Source organism: Pararobbsia alpina (assembly GCF_902859895.1).
Lineage (GTDB): Bacteria > Pseudomonadota > Gammaproteobacteria > Burkholderiales > Burkholderiaceae > Pararobbsia > Pararobbsia alpina.
On the sequence record NZ_CADIKM010000002.1, the window covers coordinates 308911 to 325928 of the forward strand.

16 protein-coding genes and 1 pseudogene are annotated in these 17018 nt (G+C 65.4%); 8 read left to right on the forward strand and 9 right to left on the reverse strand.

The features are described from left to right. Window position 1 precedes the first annotated feature (1 nt). From HV670_RS03470 to HV670_RS03490, 5 genes and pseudogenes are all read right to left on the reverse strand, one after another. A pseudogene (locus HV670_RS03470) lies at window positions 2-1366 on the reverse strand (ATP-binding protein); the annotation flags it as partial. Next, on the reverse strand, window positions 1329-2444 hold the full coding sequence (locus HV670_RS03475) for an ATP-binding SpoIIE family protein phosphatase (protein WP_175103237.1): 1116 nt from the start codon (window positions 2442-2444) through the stop codon (window positions 1329-1331). The pseudogene HV670_RS03470 and the gene HV670_RS03475, both read right to left, overlap by 38 nt. After that, window positions 2429-2881, reverse strand: coding sequence for an anti-sigma regulatory factor (locus HV670_RS03480; RefSeq protein WP_175103363.1), 453 nt, complete (start codon window positions 2879-2881; stop codon window positions 2429-2431). The genes HV670_RS03475 and HV670_RS03480 overlap by 16 nt, the downstream gene beginning before the upstream one ends. A 36-nt stretch (window positions 2882-2917) precedes the next feature. Then, window positions 2918-3271 (reverse strand): STAS domain-containing protein, encoded by a 354-nt coding sequence (locus HV670_RS03485; protein WP_175103238.1) that lies wholly within the window; start codon window positions 3269-3271, stop codon window positions 2918-2920. Between the two features lie 9 nt (window positions 3272-3280). Next, window positions 3281-4180: an STAS domain-containing protein gene (locus tag HV670_RS03490; protein WP_175103239.1), complete on the reverse strand. Its 900-nt coding sequence runs from the start codon at window positions 4178-4180 to the stop codon at window positions 3281-3283. A 613-nt stretch (window positions 4181-4793) separates the two neighbouring features. Between HV670_RS03490 and HV670_RS03495 the strand changes: the two genes are divergently transcribed. From HV670_RS03495 to pxpA, 8 genes are all read left to right on the forward strand, one after another. Then, window positions 4794-5789, forward strand: coding sequence for an ABC transporter substrate-binding protein (locus HV670_RS03495; protein ID WP_175103240.1), 996 nt, complete (start codon window positions 4794-4796; stop codon window positions 5787-5789). A gap of 214 nt (window positions 5790-6003) precedes the next feature. Beyond that, entirely contained in the window at window positions 6004-7548 is a 1545-nt protein-coding gene (locus HV670_RS03500) for a sugar ABC transporter ATP-binding protein (RefSeq protein ID WP_175103364.1), read from the forward strand. Then, complete coding sequence (locus HV670_RS03505; protein ID WP_175103241.1) at window positions 7545-8591, forward strand: ABC transporter permease; 1047 nt, start codon at window positions 7545-7547, stop codon at window positions 8589-8591. Before HV670_RS03500 ends, HV670_RS03505 begins: the two co-directional genes overlap by 4 nt. A gap of 22 nt (window positions 8592-8613) precedes the next feature. After that, on the forward strand, window positions 8614-9594 hold the full coding sequence (locus HV670_RS03510) for an ABC transporter permease (protein ID WP_175103242.1): 981 nt from the start codon (window positions 8614-8616) through the stop codon (window positions 9592-9594). A gap of 93 nt (window positions 9595-9687) precedes the next feature. After that, complete coding sequence (locus HV670_RS03515; protein WP_175103243.1) at window positions 9688-10239, forward strand: hypothetical protein; 552 nt, start codon at window positions 9688-9690, stop codon at window positions 10237-10239. Between the two features lie 96 nt (window positions 10240-10335). Beyond that, complete coding sequence (gene pxpB, locus HV670_RS03520) at window positions 10336-10995, forward strand: 5-oxoprolinase subunit PxpB (protein ID WP_175103244.1); 660 nt, start codon at window positions 10336-10338, stop codon at window positions 10993-10995. Window positions 10996-11003: 8 nt separating this feature from the next. Continuing rightward, complete coding sequence (locus HV670_RS03525; RefSeq protein WP_175103365.1) at window positions 11004-12038, forward strand: 5-oxoprolinase subunit C family protein; 1035 nt, start codon at window positions 11004-11006, stop codon at window positions 12036-12038. Then, window positions 12035-12796 (forward strand): 5-oxoprolinase subunit PxpA, encoded by a 762-nt coding sequence (pxpA, locus tag HV670_RS03530; protein ID WP_175103245.1) that lies wholly within the window; start codon window positions 12035-12037, stop codon window positions 12794-12796. The genes HV670_RS03525 and pxpA overlap by 4 nt, the downstream gene beginning before the upstream one ends. A 16-nt stretch (window positions 12797-12812) precedes the next feature. Here the strand turns inward: pxpA and HV670_RS03535 are convergent, their stop codons facing one another. The 4 genes from HV670_RS03535 to HV670_RS03550 are packed head-to-tail and all read right to left on the reverse strand — an operon-like array spanning window position 12813 to window position 17013. Further along, window positions 12813-13925, reverse strand: a complete 1113-nt coding sequence (locus HV670_RS03535) for a TraB/GumN family protein (protein ID WP_175103246.1) — start codon at window positions 13923-13925, stop codon at window positions 12813-12815. A 44-nt stretch (window positions 13926-13969) separates the two neighbouring features. Then, the gene (locus tag HV670_RS03540) at window positions 13970-15034 is read right to left on the reverse strand and encodes a dipeptide ABC transporter ATP-binding protein (protein ID WP_425511376.1); all 1065 of its coding nucleotides are present in this window, start codon (window positions 15032-15034) and stop codon (window positions 13970-13972) included. Beyond that, window positions 15031-16095: an ABC transporter ATP-binding protein gene (locus tag HV670_RS03545; protein ID WP_175103247.1), complete on the reverse strand. Its 1065-nt coding sequence runs from the start codon at window positions 16093-16095 to the stop codon at window positions 15031-15033. The genes HV670_RS03540 and HV670_RS03545 overlap by 4 nt, the downstream gene beginning before the upstream one ends. Beyond that, complete coding sequence (locus HV670_RS03550) at window positions 16096-17013, reverse strand: ABC transporter permease subunit (protein WP_175103248.1); 918 nt, start codon at window positions 17011-17013, stop codon at window positions 16096-16098. Between the last annotated feature and the right edge of the window lie 5 nt (window positions 17014-17018).

Genomic DNA, 17018 nt, shown 5'->3' on the forward strand with positions numbered 1-17018 from the left:
TCGCGGAAAACGTCGACCCCTTCCCGGGCAGGCTGGTCAGGCTTATTTGGCCACCCAGCAGGGTGCAGAGCTTGCTGCACAGCGGCAAGCCGAGACCCGTGCCCTTGACGCGCTGCTGCAGCGGATGCTCGATCTGGCCGAACTCCTCGAAGATCAACTGCTGGTCGTCCGGCGCGATGCCGATGCCGGTGTCCGACACCGAGAACTTCACGCTGCGGCCGTCCGCCGTGAGCCGCGCGCTGACGCGCACTTCGCCGCGCACGGTAAACTTCAGCGCGTTCGAAACGAAGTTGCGCACGATCTGCGCGATCTTTGCCTCGTCGGTGCAAAGCGTGGGCAGCGCGCCCGCATCGTCGAACACGAGGTCGACGGCATTGCCGACGAGCAGCGGGCGCAGCATGCCGCGCAAGGCCGAGAAGAGATTCGCGACCTCGAACGGCGCGGGACGGATCTCGATCTTGCCCGCCTCGATCTTCGCGAGATCGAGCAGGTCGTTGACGATTTCGGAGAGATCCTCGGCGGCCTTGCGAATAAACGTGACCTGACGCTCCTGCTCCGCACCGAGCTCACCGTCGACCCGGTCGAGCAGGAGGTTCGAGAGGGCGCGTATCGAACTGAGCGGCGTGCGGAACTCGTGGCTCATATTCGACAGGAAGCGCGACTTCATGTCATCGGCCCGCCGCAGATGGTCGGCCCACTCGTCGAGCTCCGCATACAGCGCGACGACGCCTCGATTGGTGTCCTCCAGTTCCTGGGTCAGATGGGTGAGTTCGAGTTGCCGATCGCGCAGGTCGGCGAGCGTTGCCATCAGTTCGCGGTTCTGCTGCTGGATCTCCTCGAACGAGCCGCCCGGGTGGCTCGCCGCGAGCATTTCGCCGAGCTCGCCTATGAGCTCGGGCGTCACGAGCGGCGCGGTGTCCGGCAGCAGCTTCTTGAGCGTGACGACCGTGCCGCGCTCGGTGGACTCGATCGTGCACTGGTCCATGAGCCGCTGGCTGCCGACGATGCCGATGCCCATGCCGGTCGTCGAACGGTAGTTGCCGCTCAGCAGCGTTTCGAGATCGGCGATGCCGGGGCCCTTGTCGGTGATCCGGACCAGCAGCAACTGCGGCTGCGAGGTGCCTTCGATCTCGAAGTCGACCCGACCGTCGCGCGCGTAGTCGAACGCATTGCGGGCGATCTCGGATACCGCCGTTGCGACGCGTGTCTGATCCAGTGTGGAACAACCGAGTTGCCGGGCGATGTCGCGCGAGCGCTGACGCGCGGCCACGACGCCCTGTTCGTTCTCGATCGTCATGCACAGGATCCGCAACCGCATCGCAAGGCCCTCAAACGTGATTGGCTTTGACGACGACGACGGTCGCATCGTCGTGTCGCCGTGAGAAGTCGCGGTACAGCACGGCGGCGATCAGGGCCGCCGGGCGGTGCGACAGGCCGGGATAGCGTGCGACGTCCCAGCGCGTGCCGATGCCATCGGAATGCATGACGAGCATGCAGCCGCGCGGCCAGGGCGCCGTGAACTCCTGGGTCTTGCGCATCGTATGGCCGACAATGCCGTTGTGCGAGACGAGCTGGCGTGAAGGCGAAGTGCCAGCGCCGCGCGTACGGCCGGCGGGGTCGAAGCCTGCATCGTGCTCGGCGATCACACAGCCGCTAATGTTGCCGATGCCGGCAAAGGTTACGGTTGCCGCGGCGAGATCGATGCGGGCGACCGCGCCGGCCGCGCCGCGCGTGGGACGCAAGGCATCGTGCATGCGCTCGAGCAGTTCGGCCGGCGGGCGTCCGGGGTTCAACTGAAGGATGCCGACCGCGCTCGCCGCCGCGCGGTGCGCGTCGACGCCGTGGCCCAGGCCATCGACGACGAGAAGGGTCAAGCCCTGCGTATCGGTGTTGATGGCCCACGCGTCGCCGCATACAGTTTCGCCGGGATAGCAGACGCCAATCATGCCGATGTCGAGGGTGCCCGAACGGGCTGGGTCCTGGCTGCCGGTCTGCACCAGCGCGCGAATCGCGGTGCCGATGCCCGCCTGGGAATAGACCGAGAGTTCGTCCGAGAGCCGCCGGATCGCGCCGAGCCCTGTACCGGGCGTACCAGTCGAAGAGTGGCCGTCCGCGAATGCCGCATTCAGGTCGCCGATGCCCGGGCCGTTGTCGAGTGCGAATACCTCGACGCCCGCGACGCCCGAGGCACCCGCATAGCTGCCGAAGGGATCAGGTTCGGCGGTGTGCAGCCCGCGGACGAGGATTTCGCCCTGACCCGCATGCTTGAGAATATTGGTCGCTGCTTCTGTGACGACGAGCGCCACGCGGCCTGCGTTCGTCTCGCTCAGCCCGACTTCGCGTGCGGCGTCGACCGCACCGCGGCGCGCGAACGCGACGCTACTGGCATCGGCGATCGCGAAAGCCCTATGAGCGAACGGTACATTGTTCAAAACAGCTTCCATTTGGTAATCGTGACGGTCGCGCCCTCGCCCGGCGCCGATTCGATCTGGAACTCGTCGCACAGGCGCTTGGCACCGCCCAGACCAAGTCCGAGCCCACCACCTGTCGTGAATCCGTCCCTCAAGGCGCTGTTCAGATCAGCAATCCCCGGGCCATGATCGACGAAGCTCAGTCGAAGGCCCTTGCGGGTGCCGTCCACGAGTGCCGTCAGGTGTGCATCGCCGCCGCCGCCATAACGCAGCGTGTTACGCGCCAGCTCGCTCGCGGCCGTCACGAATTTGGTCTGTTCGACGAGTGAAAAACCGTATGCGACAGCCTGTTCGCGCAGCGCCTGGCGCAAACGCACGATCTCCTCATCGGAACGCAGGCTGAAGGTCGCGAGCGGCCGGACTTCGACCCGGTCGCGGGCGAACGGGTCGCGCGGCGCCGAAAAATCCATCACGTGGCCCTCCCGGCGCGCATGGGCACGCGCATCTCAGCGCCCCCGCTGGAGCAGAGCCATGCCCTTCTCGACGTTCAACGCCGTGCGCACGCCCGACAGCGTGAGCCCGAGTTCGACGAGGGTGATCGCGACCGACGGCTGCATGCCGACCACGACGGTCTGCGCGTCGAGCACACTTGCCATCGCCGCCGTGTTGCCGATCATCCTGCCGATGAACGAGTCGACCATATCGAGCGAAGAGATGTCGATCAGCACGCCCTGCGCCCTGTCCTGCACGATGCGCGCAGTCAGGTCCTCTTGCAGGGTCATCGCGAGCCGGTCGTGCATGTCGACCTGGATCGTCACGATCAGGAACCGTCCCATCCGAAGAATCGGAATTCGCTCCATGGCATCGTCTTACCGGAAGTCTTGCGAAGGGACGGGGGCCACCGGGGCTGTGATCGAAGTGCTCGGCAACGGTCTGCCCGTGCGCTGGAGGGCGATGACGAACGCATCGGCGAGCGTCGACTTGGTGATCACGTTCGAGAGATTGACGCCGAGATGCACGATGGTCTGTGCGATCTGCGGGCGAATGCCGCTGATGATGCAGTCCGCACCCATGAGGCGCGCGGCCGCGACTGTCTTGAGCAGATGCTGGGCCACCAGGGTGTCGACGGTCGGCACGCCCGTGATGTCGATGATCGCGATGCCCGCACCCGTCTCGACGATCTTTTGCAGCAGGCTTTCCATCACGACCTGAGTGCGCGAGGAGTCGAGTGTGCCGATCAGGGGCAGGGCGAGAATGCCTTCCCAGAGCTGGACGACCGGGGTCGACAGTTCGAGCAGTTCCTGCTGCTGCCGTGCGATCACCTGTTCGCGGCTCTTCTGGTAAACCTCCATCGTATAGAGGCCGAACGAGTCGAGCAGCATATTGACCGACCAGCTCAGCGTGGCCAGCTTGGCCGGCTCGCTGGCCACTGCCGTGCGCAACTGCGTGAACAGGGGCTGCTTGAGCGAGAACACGAAGGTGGCGGTCTCGACGGGCGAGAAGCCCTGGCGCGCGCGCAGAGTGGCGATGTCGGCAAGCGAGGCGCGAAGCGCGTCCCAGTCGGAGCGGTCGGGGTCGAGCGATTCGGCGCGGTTGAGCGTGTCGATGAAGCTGTTCAGGAAAGCTCGAAACTGTTCGCGTATCTCCGCTTCGCTTGTCAGTCCGCGACGCGACGCGAGCGCGAGGTGCTGGCCTAGCCACGCACTGAGCACTTCGTCTTGATGCGTGGAGAGAATCTGGGCCAAGCGGGTTCCGTCCGGTGCATCCATGAGAGTGCTCCCTTTTTGCTGTATCGCGAACGTGAGTTACGCCAGCGACGTGAAAAATGGCGGAGTGCGGCCGGTGTGGCGCCGGTAACGGGCCCTTGTCCACTATGCAACGAGGGCTGGCGTCGCGCACTGTAGCATGGGGTTGAGGGGGGCAACAGCTTCCCATCCCGCTTTCTCGAAAAGTAGCCAATCCTTTATCTACGAGAGGTGAGCAGCGATTTTCGAAACTCGATTTTTTGCCGCTAGCCAGTCGGAGCGTGTAAGGAGTCCGGCACAATTTACCGCCGTTTCCGCTTGGCGAAAATACGATTGATGGTTTGCCGGATGGATGCCGAGTCCTACGGGTAAATCATGCCTTGGCGCGCGTGGGCGGCCACCAATATGCTGCGGGAGGACCCGAACCGCGAGGCGGAGCGCCGCTGCGCAAGTGCGTGGTCAAGCTCGACGGACCGCTCGACCGGAGCGCGGAAACAACACCCAAACCGTCTCCTCACTTCCCAACCCTGAAGGCCAAGGTTTCTCGGAGACACCGATAACAATAAAAACGTAGGAGTAGGGCCGTTGAATTGGAAACGCATCGCGTTTTTGACAAAAACATTCCTGGAGGAAAGACATGCCGAATCATTCACGCTGGTCCCGTCCCCTGCTTGTCTCGATGATCGCCGTGGTCTGCGCTGCCGCCGCGGGTGCCGCATCGGCCGACGATGCACCTCTGCCGAAAATTGCGCAGAAGAAACCCCTCAAGGTCGGCTTTGCCCAGACCGAGAGCAACAATCCGTGGCGTCTCGCCGAAACGAAGTCGTTCAAGGACATCGCGTCCAAGTGCGGCTGGCAGATGGTGATGACCGATGCGAACAGCTCCGCTGCGAAGCAGGTCTCCGACATCCGCAGCATGATCGCGCAGAAGGTCGACCTGCTGGTCTTCCCGCCGCGTGAAGAGAAGCCGCTTGCGCCCGTGATTCTCGAGGCGAAGAAAGCCAATATCCCCGTGATTCTCGTCGACCGCAACGTCGACCAGTCCCTCGCCGTTGCCGGCAAGGACTACATCACCTTCATCGGCTCCGACTTCATCGACCAGGGCAAGCGCTCGGCGGACTGGCTGATCAAGGCGACCAACGGCAAGGCGAACATCATCGAGCTCGAAGGCACGACGGGCGCGTCGGCGGCGAACGATCGCAAGAAAGGCTTCGACGACGCGATCGCTTCGCACCCCGACATGAAGATCATCGCTTCGCAGTCGGGCGACTTCGCGCGCGACACCGGTCGCAAGGTCATGGAAACGCTGCTGCAGGCGCATCCGGAGGTGACCGCCGTCTATGCGCACAACGACGAAATGGCGCTCGGCGCAATCGCCGCGATCAAGGCGGCCGGCAAGACCCCGGGCAAGGACATCGTGCTGGTGTCGATCGACGGCACGCGCGGCGCCCTGGAAGCGGTCAAGTCGGGCGAACTCGGCGCCGACGTCCAGTCCTCGCCGTTCTTCGGGCCGCTCGCCTGCGATGTCGCGCAGAAATATGCGAAGGGCGAGGCGATTCCGCCGTGGGTCAAGGTATCGGACAAGTTCTACGACAAGGCCAATGTCGAAGCGAACCTCAAGGATGGCTACTGAGCGGCTCGTCGTTCAGACCGCGGTGCTGGGTCCGGTTTCTCTCCGCGTGAGGCGTGACGCATATAGCGCAGATGACGCACAGGCTCCATGCGCGTGAGATGCGTGAAGTGCGTCACGGGCCTCGCCTCCGGCGAACTGGATCCAGCCCTCCCTTCGATGATGGCAAGGAGGATCGATCGTGTCGGAAAGCTTGTCCACGCCGTTGCTCCTGGAAATGCAGGACATCGACAAGAGCTTCGGCGGCGTCGCCGCCTTGCGCCGCGCGAGCCTGTCCGTCGCGGCGGGCGAAGTGCATGCGCTGATCGGCCAGAACGGCGCGGGGAAATCGACCCTCATCAAGATCCTGACCGGCGCTTATCGCCGCGACGCGGGCCTGGTTTACTTCGCCGGCCGCGAGGTCGACTTCACGTCGCCGCAAGCGGCGCGCAATGGTGGCATCAGCACCATCTACCAGGAGATCAACCTCGTGCCCATGCGCTCGATCGCCGAGAACATCTTTCTCGGGCGCGAGCCGCGGCGCTTCGGCCTGATCGACTGGCGCTCGATTCACCGGCAGGCCGACACCCTGCTCTCGTCGTTCGGCCTGTCGATCGATGTGCATCGGCCGGTCGCACAGTTCTCGACCGCGGTCCAGCAGATGGTCGCGCTCGCGCGTGCCGTTTCGGCCAATGCACGGATGGTCATCATAGATGAATCGACATCGTCGCTCGACGAGCGGGAGGTCGAATTGCTGTTTACCGTCGTGCGCCGCCTGCGCGACGACGGACGTGCGGTGATCTTCGTCTCGCACCGGCTCGATGAACTCTATGCGATCTGTGACCGCGTGACCGTGATGCGCGACGGCCAGACCGTTGCCGCCGCACCGATGGCCGAGATGGACAAGCTCCAGCTCGTGACGACCATGCTCGGCCGCAGCCTGGCCGCCGTGGTCCGGCATCCGGCCGCTGCCGAAGGGCGCGACCCTTCGGCGCGTGGCCCCGTGCAGCTCACCGCGACCCATCTGCGCGCTGCGCCGAAAGTACAGGACGTCTCACTCGCGGTCCATGCGGGCGAGGCGGTCGGCCTCGCCGGCCTGCTCGGCGCCGGCCGCACGGAAACCATGCGCCTGATGTTCGGCGCCGAAGCACCCGGCGGGGGCACCCTGTCGCTCGCCGGCGAGGCCGTCGCGCTGAAGTCGCCCCAGGATGCGATCCGGCGCGGCATGGGGCTGCTGACCGAAGACCGCAAGGCCGAAGGCATCGTGCCCGAGCTCTCCGTGCGCGACAACCTCACCCTCGTGTGCCTGCCGACACTCGTGCGGCGTGGCGTCGTCGACCGGCGCGTGCAGAAGGCCCTAGTCGAGCGCTTTATCGAATCGCTGGGCATCAAGCTGCGCGATGCCGACCAGCCGATCCGCGAACTTTCGGGCGGCAACCAGCAGAAAGTGCTGCTCGCGCGCTGGCTCGCATCGAATCCGAAACTGCTGCTGCTCGACGAACCGACGCGCGGCATCGATGTCGGCGCGAAGGCCGAGATCGCGAAGATCATCCGCGAACTCCGCAATACCGGTATGGCCGTGCTGCTCACCGCTTCCGAACTCGAGGAACTCATCGCCGTCGCCGACCGCGCGGTGGTGATGCGCGATGGCCGCAGCGTCGCCGAACTCGACGGCGCGGCACTCAGCGAAGCGTCGATCATGGATGCGATCGCCTTCGGAGCGGGTGCGCCAAGCGCGCTTGCCGAAGCCGCCCAGACCGTGACCCAACGGGAGCAGCCATGAAGCGCATCGGTCACCGCGCGCCGGTGAGCGCTGCCGACGCTCATGCGGCACCTGCCACTCCCGAGACTCCCGGCATTCCCGGCACCGTCGCGCCGCCGGCCCGGCCCGGCAACACGCGCAGGCTGCCGGTGACGAGAGAGATTGTCGTTCTGCTCTTGTTGCTCGCCTTCAACCTGCTGTTCACCCAGCACTTCTGGTCGCTGCAGACCTTCAATGTGAACCTCACCCAGGTCGTCACGATCGTGATCGTCGGGATCGGCATGACACTCGTGGTGGCGACCGGCGGAATCGATCTTTCGGTCGGCGCATCGATGGCGATTGCCGGAACCCTTGCACCCCTGATCTTCCTCAATGTCGACGGCCCCATGGGCATCGTGCTCGCGTTCCTGGGCTCGATCGCGGCCGCCACCCTGTTCGGCGTGTTCAACGGCCTGCTCGTGACCCGGCTGAAGGTGCAGCCGATCGTTGCCACGCTCGTGCTCTTCATCGCGGGGCGCGGCATCGCGCAGGTCATCGTCGACGGCAACCTCCAGGTGTTCAACAACGATGCGTTCCAGTGGATCGCACTCGGCAAGATCGCCGGTGTGCCCGTGCAAGTGTTCGTCATGCTCGTGCTGGTCGGCCTGTTCATCTGGATCGTGCGCAAGACCCTGTTCGGCCAGTACCTGCTCGTGACCGGGGGCAACGAGAGCGCGGCATTCCTGTGCGGGGTGCCGACGCGGCGCGTGAAGATGATCGCCTATTCCGTCTGCGGCGCGCTGGCCGGCCTTGCCGGGCTGATCTCGATCGGCATCAATTCATCGTCCGATCCGAACGTGACCGGCGTGGGCATCGAACTCGACGCGATCGCTGCGGTAGCCGTGGGCGGCAATGCGCTCACCGGCGGCAAGGCCTGGATCGGCGGCACCCTGCTCGGCGCGCTGATCATCCAGCTGGTGCGCTACACCCTGCTTGCGCACGGCGTGCCCGACGCGGCCGCGCTAGTCGTCAAGGCGGCGATCATCGTCGCCGCCGTCTACATCCAGCGCCGCAACCGCGCCTGATGGCACACGAGAAGGATTCCTCATGAAAAAGAACTACGTTATCCTGCTGGTGCTGATCGCACTCGTTGCCTTCGGTGCCGTGCGCTACGACAACTTCGTGTCGGCGTACAACATCAGCTCCTTCTGGCGCTATAACTCGATGTTCGCGCTGATCTCGATCGGCATGTGCTTCGTGATCGTCACCGGCGGCATCGACCTGTCCGTCGGCACCGTGGCGGCGATGAGCAGCGTCGTCGCCGCACTCATCAGCCCGCACGGCGCGACCTTCGCCGTGCTCGCCGGCGTTGGTTCCGGACTGCTCGCCGGCATCGTCAACGGTCTCATCATCACGAGACTGAAAATCCTGCCATTCATCACGACACTCGCCACGAGCCTCGCCGCCCACGGCCTCGCGCTGCTGCTCGGCCAAAACGATGCCGTCGCGATCTCCGCCGAATCGGGTTTCGCCGCCTTTGGCCAGGGAGACTGGCTCGGCGTGCCGATTCCGGCCTGGGCCGCCCTCATCGCTTTCGCGCTCGCGCTCGTCGCGCTCGGCTACAGCCGGTTCGGACGCCATGCACTCGCCGCCGGCGGCAGCGAGGAAGCCGCCCGCCTCATGGGGCTCAACATCGACCGCCTGCTGGTCACTGTCTACGCCGTGTCGGGCGGACTGGCGGGCCTCGCCGGCGTGATCCTCGCCTCGCAGTTCGGTGCTGGCCAGCCAAACGAAGGCGTCGGCTGGGAGCTGTTCGCGATCTCCGCCGTCGTGCTCGGCGGCACCTTGCTAAGCGGCGGCGAGGGCTCGATCGCCATGACCGTCGCCGGCGTCGCCCTGCTCGGCCTCGTGTTCAATATGCTGAACTTCGAGAACGGTATGGGCCTGATCAGCTTGTCCGCCTATTGGCAGTCCGTGATTCGCGGCGTGTTTCTGCTGATCGTCATCATTCTCCAGGCGCGTGCATTGAAGCGCAGTCGCATTCGCGTCGAAGAATCTCCCACCCGAGCGTTCGCAAGAAAGGGCTGAGCTGCCGTAGGAGTCGTGCGCGCGAGCGATAGATGACGCAACGCGTCAGATCCGCCCCCGGTCGAAACAAGTTTGACCGGGGGGCAGAAGCGCATGTTCGAAACGATTTCCGCCGCGCGCTGCCGACGTCGCGCGTTCTGGCGCATCGTGGTGGCGTCCATGATCGCACTCGTCGTGATGACCGTACCGCTGAACGCAAAGGCCTGCGCCGACCACGCAGGCGTGTCGCCCGAAACGCACCTCAATGTGCCGCCTGATCAGCCCTCATCCGGACTCCACGCCGAGACAAACACCTCACGTTACGACCCCGCATACCGCAACGTCTTCGATCCCCCCGAACTCGAGGACAGCAGACGGTCGCCGCCACCCGTTCGCGCTCGATCGATCGACGAGAACTCACCCAATCCCTTCGGCAAGCGATTCCCACCGCCCCGCGCCGCCGATCCTCGCGAGCAGCCCCTCCTCGACCATGCCAACCGGTCGATGTCGCGTTCGATTTTCGAGATGCCCGGCCAGATGAGCGATACACAGCGCGACGACCCACGGCGCACCGGCCGCCTGGAGTGGACATCGCCCTTGCCATTGGCTCCCGACCCACTCGGCAAGCGCCTGCGCGAACGTGATGGCGATCCCGATACGCATTGAACGCCCGCTGCGGCGGATTTGTTGGTAATGTGGAACGAATTGCCACCGGCTTCCCGGCCGCCGGACCGCATGCCGCCTTCCACCGACAAGCCAACGATGACCGCGTTTGAAATCTTCGAGCTCGGCGACCATGCGCTGGTCGCCACCGCAGTAGACGCCATCTCGTTCGAGATACAACGACGCATCTGGCAGATCGCCGCGTGCGCCCGTCAATGGCCCGACGTCGAGGAAGCGATCCCGGGCATGAACAATCTGACACTCCTGTTCGACCCCCTTGTGGCCGACCTGCCCCGCCTGCGCGCAGCACTCGATGCCGCATGCGCCGAGCCGGGCGGCCCCGTCGGCGACGACCCCTACGCGACCCATGAAGTATCCGTGCGCTATGGCGGCCGCGACGGTCCCGACCTCGAAACCGTCGCGCGGCTGGCCGACATTCCCGTCGACGAAGTGATCGAACGCCACTCCTGCGTCGAATACATCGTCTTCTTCATCGGCTTCCAGCCCGGCTTTGCCTACCTCGGGGGCCTCGATCCACGGCTTGCGACACCGCGCCACAAGGAACCCCGCCTCAAAGTACCCGCCGGCTCCGTGGGCATTGGTGGCAGCCAGACCGGCGTCTACCCGACCGAGTCGCCGGGCGGCTGGCAACTGATTGGTCGCACCGCCGAAGTCCTGTTCGATCCCGCGCGAGCCGTACCTGCCCGCCTGTCCCCTGGCGATCGCGTGCGCTTTGTGCCGACCGGACCCAACCGATGACCGGCGCACTGATCGACGTACTGAAGGCCGGCGCACTGACTTCCGTGCAGGACCTCGGCCGCCACGGCTATCGCCACCTCGGCGTCGCCCTGGCAGGCGCACTCGACCCCCTCTCATTCGAGATCGCGAACCGCCTCGTCGGTAACCCTCCCGACGCCGCCGGACTCGAGATCACCATGGGCCCCGTGAGCCTGCGCTTCAACCAGCCCAGCCGAATCGCCATCACCGGCACCGACTTCAACACCTCCCTGGACCAGAGGAGTGTCTCCTCGTGGTGGAGCCTGCCCGTGCAGGCCGGCCAGATATTGACCCTGCGCGGGGCACGACGGGGCATGCGCGCCTATCTCGCCGTCGCCGGCGGCATCGACGTGCCTTCCCTGGTGGGTTCTCGCAGCACCGACCTCAAAGCCTGCTTTGGCGGATTCGACGGCCGCGCCTTGCGCGACGGCGACCGCTTGCCCGTCGGTGCCGCCAAGTCCGCCGACCCCATGTTTGCCCCCGAAGCCTCCACCTTCGGCGTCAAGGCCCCCGCATGGAGCCGCTTCATCGAATTCGACTATCCCCGTCAGCCTCCCCAGTACGTCGGTACCCGCCCCGTCGGCCCGACGGTTGCCGTGCGCGTGCTGCGGGGCCGCGAATATCCCCAGTTCACCGATACATCCCAGGAATCCTTTTGGACCCATCACTGGAACATCACCCCCAACAGTAACCGCGTCGGTTACCGACTATCCGGCCCTCAGCTCGAACGCGAAGCCACCCACGACCTGCCTTCCCATGCCGTGCTGCCCGGTACTATCCAGGTCCCCCCGAGCGGCCAGCCCATCGTCCTGCTTGCCGATGCCCAGACCACCGGCGGATATCCTAAAATCGGCATGGTGATCACCGCCGACCTTTGGCGACTCGCCCAGGCCCGACTCGGCGGCGCGTTGCGTTTTGTCGAGTGCACCCAGGACGAGGCACGCGAGGCCCTGCGCGCAACCCAGCGCTACCTGACCCAGGTTGCCGCCGCACTCGAAATGAAACAACAGAGAGGAAAACAATGAACCTTCCCGGGCAGATCGACCTGAACGCCGACCTTGGCGAGGGCTGCGGCAGCGACGACGCCCTGCTCGACCTTGTGAGCTCCGCGAACATCGCGTGCGGCTGGCATGCCGGTGGCGCCGCCATCATGCGCACATGCGTGCGTGCCGCCGTTGAAAAAGGCGTGGCGATCGGTGCCCACCCGAGTTTTTACGACCCCGCGAACTTCGGACGCAAGGAGATGGACCTGCCGCCCGAAGAGATCTATGCCGGCGTCCTCTATCAGCTGGGTGCCCTGTCCGCGTTCGCCATCGCCGCGCGCGGGCGGGTTGCCCACCTGAAGCCCCACGGTGCCCTATACAACCAGGCCGCGCGCAGCGTACCGATGGCTGAAGCCATCGCTGCCGCCGTGCGCGATTTCGATCCATCGATTGCAGTCTTTGGCCTTGCCAATAGTCAGCTGATCGATGCGGCGAGGCGTGCGGGCCTGCTTGCGATCGAGGAAGCATTTGCTGATCGAGGTTATCGCAGCGATGGTTCCCTCGTGCCGCGTAGCGAGCCGGGTGCGCTGATCGATGATGAGGACGCTGTTCTCGAGCGGAGTCTTGCGATGGTGCGAGAGCAGCGCGTGCGTGCCGTCAGTGGGGAGTGGGTGCCGTTGAAGGCACAGACCCTTTGCCTGCATGGCGATGGGCCCCATGCCCTTGCCTTTGCGCGGCGCATTCGTGCGCGCTTCGATGCGGAGGGCATTGAGGTGACGGCAATGAGAGTAGCGGCATGAGTGCTTAGCGTAAAGCTCACCCCGGCTGCACCGTGAACCCGTTCTCCCGAAGCTTGGCCAGCACTCCGCGAGGCCCGCCGAGGTGCAGCACCCCCACCGCGACGAACAGAGGCCGATCAGGCAGACTGAGCTGTGCAATCCGGCGCGCGAAACGTCGGTTACGGCGGAACAGGATCTTCTCGTCGAGCGCATTCGAAAGCTCCGGTGACTGTGCAAGCCGCTGCGAGCGTGCCGTATTCCAGGCCGCCAGCCGGTCCGCGTCCCCGTCGCGCCAGAGCGCATGCAGCTGCCGCATATCCGCCACGTTTTGCTGAGGCGTCTGTGAAAGATCCTGCGCCAGCATCTCCCACTGCTCCGCGCTGTTGAGCCCAGTAAATGCCCGCATCTGATCCGACAACGTCTCCAGCCCGATGATCGGATCCTTCGTGTAGATGTTCTCCAGCTGCGCCTCCGTTCCGTATTCCGTCTGCAGTCCCGAGGCCAGCGAATCATACGTTTCGATCAGCAAGGCCGCGAGCCACGGCCGCATCTTCTGGATTTCCGTCAGCGCCTCCGGGTTGTCCCGCAAGCGCCATTGCAGACGCTTCCATAGTTCGTCCGGCAACTGCTTCGGAAGACAAGGCTTTGCGCAAACCCCATAGCGCGTGACATCGTTTTGCGAGACCACCAGATCATCAGGCGACAACTCGAAGGCCAGCACCGCCGAACGTTTGAGCGCATCCAGAATGACCGGCCGGAACGGCAGGTTCATCGGATAGTCCGCCGGCATCGCCGCATGAAGTGTCCCCAGCACATAGACCGTCCGGTTAGCCTTGCGCGCGATGTAAAACGGCAGATGAGGCGGAATCGACGCCGCCTGAGCCGGAGCCGTCGGGGCTGCCCGGGCCGCCGGGGCTGCCGGGACTGCCGGGACTGCCCGGGTCGCCGGAGCTGCCGGGGCCGCTGAAGCCGTCGGGGCCGTCGGCGCCGACTGGCCACCTGCGCCCGCCGGTGCACACCATGCGCGCGGCACCAGCAACAACATCGGCAAAACAACCAGTGCGCACCCCGCCCCACCCCAGAGGCGCCGTGCGAAACCCGTCAGTCGATCCATGCCGATAAGAAGCTCCAACACGATTGCCTGCACCATCGCGATCGCCGGGCGGTGAATGCATTCACCGCCGCACAATTGTTCTAACCTTCAGTCTCCTCTGCGCGATGACAGGCAACCTGCCGGCCATCCACCTCGCGCAACTCGGGAATGTCCCGCCGACACCGTTCGATCGCCATCGGGCAGCGGGGGTGGAAACAGCAGCCAGACGGCGGACTCAGCGGCGACGGCAATTCCCCCGATAGTCTAACTTGGAGCCGCCGGTCTGACGCACGTAAAGCAGGCGTTGCCGACAAGAGCGAACGCGTGTAGGGATGGCGCGGGCGACCCAGCACCCGTCCCTTGTCTCCAAGCTCCACCACCCCGCCGAAATACATCACCAGCACCTCATCAGCAATATGCTCGACCACCGACAGATTGTGCGAGATGAACACGAAGCTGACTCCGAAGCGCTGTTGGAGATCCATGAACAGATTGAGGATCTGCGCCTGAATCGAAACATCGAGCGCCGACACCGGCTCGTCCGCCACAACGATCCCCGGATCCACGATCATCGCGCGCGCGATCGCGACACGCTGGCGCTGGCCGCCCGAGAACATATGCGGATAGCGGCGCGCATGCTCAGGACGCAAGCCCACCACGGTCATCGCCTCCGCGACCTTCGCCGCGCGCTCGGCACGCCCCAGTGACGTATTGATCGCGAGGGGCTCGTCGAGCGTTTGGGCGATCGTCTTGCGCGGGTTCAGCGACGCGAACGGATTCTGGAAGACCATCTGCACACGCCGGCGCAGTTCCGGCGGTACATCCGCGCCAAAGCGCGTGACAGGCACACCATCGATCGTGAGCCGGCCCGCACTCGGTGTCTCGATCATCGTGAGCTGGCGCGCGAGCGTCGACTTGCCGCTGCCCGATTCGCCGACCACCGCCAGTGTCCTGCCCTGCGCGAGCGAGAACGACACACCGTTCAAGGCATTGACCTGCGCATGACCGAACAGCCCCCGGCGTATCGGGTAGTGCTTGCTCAAGCGCTCGGCGACAAGGACCGGCACGGTGTCACCGGCCTCGGCCTTGCCGAGCGCGTCATCGCTTCCGGGCAAACCGCCCGGTGCGGGCCCCCGCAGCATCCCGTCGTCGGTCGGCGTCGTCATGCGGGCGACCCCCCTGCCGTGTTGAGCGGCTTGATGCAACGCACGGTTCCGGGCGATGCATGCGGCATATGAGACACAGGTGACACAGGTGACACAGGTGACACAGGTGACACAGGTGACACAGGTGACACAGGTGACGCGGCCAGTTCGACCGGCAAGAGCGCCGGTCGTGCCACACGGCACGCGTCGACCGCATAGGCGCAGCGCGGCTCGAAGAGGCAGCCCGCCGGCCGGTCGTCGCGGCCCGGCACGACCCCCGGCAGCGCCGCAAGGCGCCGTGCGCCAAGATTGTTTTCGGGGATCGCCTTGAGCAACGCCTCCGTGTAGGGATGATGCGGCGTCTCGAAAAGCCCCGGTACCGCCCCCGTCTCGATGATCTCGCCCGCATACATCACCGCGACGCGCTGTGCGACCTCCGAGACCACCGCCAGATCATGCGAGATCAGGATGAGCGCCATGCCGCGCTCCTGCTGGAGCCGCAACAGCAGCCGCATGATCTGCGCCTGGATCGTCACGTCGAGGGCCGTGGTCGGTTCATCCGCGATCAAGAGCTTCGGATCGCAGGCGATCGCCATCGCGATCATCACACGCTGGTTCATGCCGCCCGACAATTGGTGCGGATAGGCATCGAGACGCGCCTTCGCCGCCGGTATCTCGACCTGTTCGAACAGCTCGACCACACGCGCACGCAAGGCCGCGCCACGCAGGCCCCGATGCTGCTTGAGCACTTCCGCCACCTGGAAGCCGACCGTATAACTCGGGTTCAGACTCGTGAGCGCATCCTGGAACACCATCGACATGTCCTTGCCGATGATGCGCCTGCGTTCACGTGCGCTCGCCGCCAGCAGGTCGATGCCGTCGAAACGGATCTCGTCCGCGCGGACCTTGCCCGGCGCATCGACCAGGCCCATCACCGCGAGCATCGTCACACTCTTGCCCGAGCCCGACTCGCCGACGATGCCCACCACCTCCCCGGGCGCGACCGACAGATCGATCCGGTCGACTGCCGGCAGGCCGTCGAAATCGACCGTGAGGTTGCGGATGCGGAGCAGGTCGGTCATCTAGCGGATCCGTTTGAGCTTCGGGTCGAGCGCATCACGCAGACCGTCGCCGAACACATTGATCGCGAGCACCGTCACGAGAATCGCCGCACCCGGCATCGTGACGATCCACCACGCGCTGTCGAGATAGTCGCGCGCCGAGGCCAGCATCGCACCCCATTCCGCATGCGGCGGCTGGACACCCAGGCCGAGGAAGCCGAGCGCCGCCGCATCGAGGATCGCTGACGAGAAGCCGAGCGTCGCCTGGACGATCAGCGGTGCCGTACAGTTCGGCAATACCTGCGAGACCATCAGGCGCAAGGTGCCCGCGCCTGCTACCCGCGAAGCGCTCACATAGTCCTTCTGCAGTTCCCCGAGGGCCGATGCGCGGCTCAGCCGCACATAACCGGGCAGCGCCGTGATCGCAATCGCGAACATGGTGTTCGTGAGCCCCGGCCCGAGTACCGCGACAATCGCGACGGCCAGCAATAGCGAAGGCAGCGCGAGCAGCACGTCCATCACGCGCATGATCGCCGTATCGACGAGACCCGGAAAGAACGAGGCCACCAGACCGAGCGCGATACCCGGGATCAAAGCGAGCAACACCGAAACCAGCCCGATCGAGAACGATACGCGCGCACCGTAGATCAGCCGCGAAAGAATGTCGCGGCCCGCCTCGTCGGTGCCGAGCACAAAGCGCCAGTGACCGCCGTCGAGCCATGCGGGCGGCGTCTTGATCGAATCGCGGAACTGCTCGATCGGACTGTGCGGCGCGAGCAGCGGCGCGCACAACGCGACCAGCACGAGCAGCAGGAACAGGCCGCCGGCCAGCACCGCGCCGCGATGCGCGGCGAACTGGCGCCAGAACTCGCGGCCCGCGAGCAGGCGGCTGTCGCCGGTCGGCGGCGGTTCGAATGCCTGGTTGGACAGATCGGCCATCGTCG

Excerpts from the sequence above, each read along its gene's own strand:
- HV670_RS03490 (WP_175103239.1), bottom strand. The coding sequence starts at position 4,180 with ATGGATGCACCGGACGGAACCCGCTTGGCCCAGATTCTCTCCACGCAT.
- HV670_RS03515 (WP_175103243.1), top strand. The coding sequence starts at position 9,688 with ATGTTCGAAACGATTTCCGCCGCGCGCTGCCGACGTCGCGCGTTCTGG.
- HV670_RS03475 (WP_175103237.1), bottom strand. The coding sequence starts at position 2,444 with ATGGAAGCTGTTTTGAACAATGTACCGTTCGCTCATAGGGCTTTCGCG.
- HV670_RS03535 (WP_175103246.1), bottom strand. The coding sequence starts at position 13,925 with ATGGTGCAGGCAATCGTGTTGGAGCTTCTTATCGGCATGGATCGACTG.
- HV670_RS03480 (WP_175103363.1), bottom strand. The coding sequence starts at position 2,881 with ATGGATTTTTCGGCGCCGCGCGACCCGTTCGCCCGCGACCGGGTCGAA.
- HV670_RS03505 (WP_175103241.1), top strand. The coding sequence starts at position 7,545 with ATGAAGCGCATCGGTCACCGCGCGCCGGTGAGCGCTGCCGACGCTCAT.
- HV670_RS03540 (WP_425511376.1), bottom strand. The coding sequence starts at position 15,034 with ATGACGACGCCGACCGACGACGGGATGCTGCGGGGGCCCGCACCGGGC.
- pxpB (WP_175103244.1), top strand. The coding sequence starts at position 10,336 with ATGACCGCGTTTGAAATCTTCGAGCTCGGCGACCATGCGCTGGTCGCC.
- HV670_RS03510 (WP_175103242.1), top strand. The coding sequence starts at position 8,614 with ATGAAAAAGAACTACGTTATCCTGCTGGTGCTGATCGCACTCGTTGCC.
- HV670_RS03495 (WP_175103240.1), top strand. The coding sequence starts at position 4,794 with ATGCCGAATCATTCACGCTGGTCCCGTCCCCTGCTTGTCTCGATGATC.
- HV670_RS03550 (WP_175103248.1), bottom strand. The coding sequence starts at position 17,013 with ATGGCCGATCTGTCCAACCAGGCATTCGAACCGCCGCCGACCGGCGAC.
- HV670_RS03485 (WP_175103238.1), bottom strand. The coding sequence starts at position 3,271 with ATGGAGCGAATTCCGATTCTTCGGATGGGACGGTTCCTGATCGTGACG.
- pxpA (WP_175103245.1), top strand. The coding sequence starts at position 12,035 with ATGAACCTTCCCGGGCAGATCGACCTGAACGCCGACCTTGGCGAGGGC.
- HV670_RS03500 (WP_175103364.1), top strand. The coding sequence starts at position 6,004 with ATGCAGGACATCGACAAGAGCTTCGGCGGCGTCGCCGCCTTGCGCCGC.
- HV670_RS03545 (WP_175103247.1), bottom strand. The coding sequence starts at position 16,095 with ATGACCGACCTGCTCCGCATCCGCAACCTCACGGTCGATTTCGACGGC.